Origin of the sequence: Nonomuraea sp. NPDC005983, from assembly GCF_040614375.1 — a bacterium.
Lineage (GTDB): Bacteria > Actinomycetota > Actinomycetes > Streptosporangiales > Streptosporangiaceae > Nonomuraea.
On record NZ_JBEXUP010000270.1, the window covers coordinates 1 to 3,990 of the forward strand.

Genomic DNA, 3,990 nt, shown 5'->3' on the forward strand with positions numbered 1-3,990 from the left:
GCGCAGGCTCCAGGTCGACATCCCTTCGATGCCCCACTCGGTGGGGACCGTCGTGGTTTGGCGGCGCCGCCCGCGAAGAACACCAGCGGCATGACCTGGCTGATCCAGGTGACGACCCAGACGCCCGGTGTGGCCAGCGCGTTCCCGGTGCCGAGCCGGCCGTCCTGGTAGGTCAGGACCGGGATCGTCCAGTGTTGCAGGACCACCAGCGCCATCCCGAACACGCGCAGCAAGTCGATGAACGGGTCCCTGACCGCCTTGCGGCTCGGCGGGACGGGCCGTACCGGGGACTCGGCCGGACGGTCGAGCAGGACGGTCATGGGGGCCTCGTTTCATCGGGGAACTGATGAACCAAGGCTTCCGCGTGGGGCGTTCGCGCACAGTGCCGTGAGCCGCCCTCTTCGGGTCGAGGTCGCACCACCGGCCGTGGTAGGGCTGGCCCTACCGTCGAACGCCTGCTCACCGGGTCGAACCGGACACGGCGGAGCCCTAGCGTGTAGGGCATGCGCTCCCTGATGCGGCGTGTCCTGCTCGACACGCGCTACACGCTGATCGGCTTCCCCACGGCCGTCATCGGCTTCGTGCTGCTGCTGCCCGGCTTCGCCGCCGGCATCGGCACTTCGCTCGTGTGGATCGGCGTGCCGATTCTGGCAGGCACCCTCCTGATCGCCAGGGGCTTCGCAGACGCCGAGCGCGGCTGGCTGTCGGACGTGCTCAAACGTCCGCCGGTGCGTCCCCGCTACAAGCGGCCCCCGGAGGGGGCGGGCAGGTTCCGCAGGCTCGCCAACCCGATCACCAGCGGCCAGTCGTGGCTCGACCTGCTGCACGGCATCCTGAACTTCCCGCTGGCCATCGTCTCGTTCGTGCTGACCGTGGTGTTCTGGGCGGTGCCGGTCACGGCGCTGACCTACCCGCTGTGGGGCCTCGTCACCGCGCAGATCCCCGGCAACCAGGAGCTGCCCGAGGTGATCGGCCTCGGCAGCGGGTACGCCATCGGCTGCGTCTTCTACGTCTCCCTCGGCCTGGTCGCACTGATCCTCATGCCGTTCGTCGTGCGGGCGTCCGCACTGACGCGCGCCGCGCTCGGCAGGGCGCTGCTGACCGGCGTCGCCGAGCTGCAGGAACGCATCGACGACCTGGCCCAGGGCCGCGCGGCGGCCGTCTCGGCGGAGGCCAACGCGCTGCGCAAGCTGGAGCGCGACATCCACGACGGGCCGCAGCAGCGCCTCGTCTCGCTCGCCATGGAGCTGTCGAGGGCGCAGCGGCAGATGCAGCGCGACCCCGAGGCCGCCCAGGCCACGATCAGCTCGGCGATCACCGCCACCCGGGAGACGCTCGACGAGCTGCGCGCCCTGTCGCGCGGCATCGCGCCGCCCATCCTGTCCGACCGCGGCCTCGCGCCCGCGCTCGCCGCCCTCGCCGGGCGCTGCACCGTCCCCGTCGACCTGGACGTGCAGGCCACCGAGCGGTACGAGGCGGCCGTCGAGAACGCCGTCTACTTCGTCGTCGCCGAGTCGCTCACCAACGTCGCCAAGCACAGCCGGGCCACCCAGTGCACCATCCAGCTCAGCCGCACCGGAAACACGCTGCTGCTCACCATGGGGGATGATGGGGTCGGCGGCGCACACGTCGCCAAAGGACATGGCCTGGCCGGGCTGGCCGACCGGCTCCGCGCGGTCGACGGGGAGCTGGTCGTGCAATCGCCAGAAGGCGGGCCGACGGTGATCGTGGCGGAGGTACCGTGCGGGTAGTCGTGGCCGATGACGCGGTTCTGATCAGGGAGGGCCTGGTCAGGCTGCTCGAAGAGTTCGGCTGCGAGGTGGTCGCGGCCGTCGGCGACGGCACCGCCCTCGTCGAGGCGGTCGCCGAGCACCGGCCCGACGTGTCGGTGGTGGATGTGCGGATGCCGCCGTCCTTCACCGACGAGGGGCTGCGCGCCGCGGTCGAGGCGCGGAACCGGGTGCCGGGGGCGCCCGTGCTGATCCTGTCGCAGTACGTCGAGGTCTCCTACGCCGACGACCTGCTCGCCGACGCCAGGGGCGCGGTGGGCTACCTGCTCAAGGACAGGGTAGTCGACGTCGACGAGTTCCTGGAGGGCCTGCGGCGGGTGGCCGCGGGCGGCACCGTGTTCGATCCGCAGGTGGTGTCGCAGTTGATGGTGCGCAGACGGAAGGACGACCCGCTGGCGCAGCTCACGCCGCGCGAGCGCGAGGTGCTCGGGCTGATGGCCGAGGGCAAGTCGAACCCCGCCATCGGCAGGCAGCTCGTGATCAGCGACGGAGCCGTCGAGAAGCACATCAGGAGCATCTTCAACAAGCTCGGCCTCTACGCCGACGACAGCGACCAGCATCGCCGTGTGCTGGCCGTGCTGGCGTACCTGCGCTCCTGAGGCCGCCGTGTGGCCGGCTCTGCCCGCGTGAGTGCGGTCGCGCCGCGGGGGAGTGGTGGGGGTTCCGAGGGACGGGCGCGAGGTGCCGGTGAGGTCGTCGGCCGGTCCGCGCGGCGTTCCGCGCGGACCTGGCCGCGCCAGGGCTAGCCGAGCGCGTCGACCAGCTTCTTACGCTGCTGGGCGCCCAGGCCGCCGAGGCGGCGCTTCTCGTCGACGCCCGCCTCCTCCATGAGCGCGGTGGCCTTGGCCGGGCCGACGCCCTTGACCGCGCGGAGGGCCTGCGACACCTTGATCTTCTTGGCGATGTCGTCGTCGCGCTCCAGGAGCTGCGCGAACGACAGCTCGCCCGCCTTGACCTTGGCGAGCAGGGCGGTGCGGGCCGCACGAGCCTCGGCGGCCTTGGCCAGAGCCGCCTGACGCTGCTCGGGGGTGAGAGTGGGAAGTGCCATCTCTTTTCTCTCCTCGGGGAGTTAACGATCGGGATTGTGTTACCCGTAGTGCAGTGGCTAATCATGGCGGATACCAGCGGTTCGTGTAGCAGAAAGCGACCGCTCAAGGTGCGCGCGACACCGATGCGGCCCCTTCCGCGCACGCCCTGTCCTGCGCGACCGTGTCTCCGCCGACCCCCATGCCGCCGACCACGCGTTCACCCACCGTAGCCCTTTCGGGGCGGGCAACCACCTCCGATGCCCCGAAACGGCCCTCCTCCGGGCCGCCGAGCTCGCTGTCCGTAGCGGCCGGCGATGCCGGGCAGGCGAGGGGCCGCGGTGCCGGGGCGCCGGCTCCGGCCCTGCGCTCACACGCTGGAGAATCCGCAGGTCGCGGCCTGCGCGGCCGGTGCCGAAGAAGATCGCCATGACCGGCTCCGGGGCTGCTCGAGGGCGGTGTCGCGGGTGCGTGGCGCGGGTTCGGGGGGCTCCGGTTGCGTCCCGGCCCGGACGAGGTCGCGCTCGTCCCGGCAGGCCGCGTCCCAAGATCGCCAGGTGGTGCCGCGTCGGCGGGGCGCGCGCCTCCGCTGGGCGTTTCATGCCCGTCCGCGTGTTATCCGTCACATTTGTCCACTCGGGCGTGTCGCAGCCCCAGCGGCCCCCCTGGTCACGCCCCCTGGCGGGTGCGGCGCCAGGACTCGACGCCCTCCGGCGTCAGGAACTCGTCGAAGACGGACTCCATCGCGCCGATGAGCGGCCCGCGCCAGCCGAGGGCGGAGGCCTCCAGGCGCGGCGGCCGCTCGCGGCGGATCGTCATCAGGCCGGGCCCGAACTCGCCGGTGATCGCCGGCAGGGCGTGCTCGTACAGGTCCACGGCCAGGCCCGACAGCGTCACGGCCTCCGGGTCGTGCGCGTTCACCAGCGCCGCCACCCCCCGTCCCAGCGACCGCGCGCTGGACGTCAGCGCCTCCAGGGCCGCCTCGTCGCCCGCCGCCGCCCCCGCCACCAGGAGTTCGGCCTGCTCCCGCCCCTGCCCGCCGCCGAACGCCAGGCCCAGGTGGCGCAGCAGCGCGTTGGTGCCGACGTCCATGCCCCAGCAGCCGACGGCCCCGCACATGCAGGGCGCCGTGCCGCCGGTGAGGGGCATGTGCCCGAACTCCGCGCCGATCCCGC

The 3,990-nt window shown here is 72.5% G+C and carries 4 protein-coding genes and 1 pseudogene; 2 read left to right on the top strand and 3 right to left on the bottom strand.

Annotation, left to right across the window (positions count from 1 at the left end; genetic code table 11):
• A pseudogene (locus ABZ297_RS46380) lies at positions 1–320 on the bottom strand (hypothetical protein); the annotation flags it as partial.
• Between the two features lie 183 nt (positions 321–503).
• Here ABZ297_RS46380 and ABZ297_RS46385 point away from each other — a divergent pair.
• Entirely contained in the window at positions 504–1,751 is a 1,248-nt protein-coding gene (locus ABZ297_RS46385) for a sensor domain-containing protein (RefSeq protein WP_355360891.1), read from the top strand.
• On the top strand, positions 1,742–2,389 hold the full coding sequence (locus ABZ297_RS46390; protein ID WP_350810720.1) for a response regulator transcription factor: 648 nt from the start codon (positions 1,742–1,744) through the stop codon (positions 2,387–2,389). The genes ABZ297_RS46385 and ABZ297_RS46390 overlap by 10 nt, the downstream gene beginning before the upstream one ends.
• Before the next feature lie 143 nt (positions 2,390–2,532).
• Here ABZ297_RS46390 and mihF read toward each other — a convergent pair whose 3' ends face one another.
• Together mihF and ABZ297_RS46400 are read right to left on the bottom strand one after the other, a co-directional pair.
• On the bottom strand, positions 2,533–2,838 hold the full coding sequence (gene mihF / locus ABZ297_RS46395; protein WP_350810719.1) for an integration host factor, actinobacterial type: 306 nt from the start codon (positions 2,836–2,838) through the stop codon (positions 2,533–2,535).
• Positions 2,839–3,484: 646 nt separating this feature from the next.
• Positions 3,485–3,990: ROK family protein (locus ABZ297_RS46400; protein WP_355360896.1), on the bottom strand; the 506-nt coding region annotated here is incomplete at its 5' end.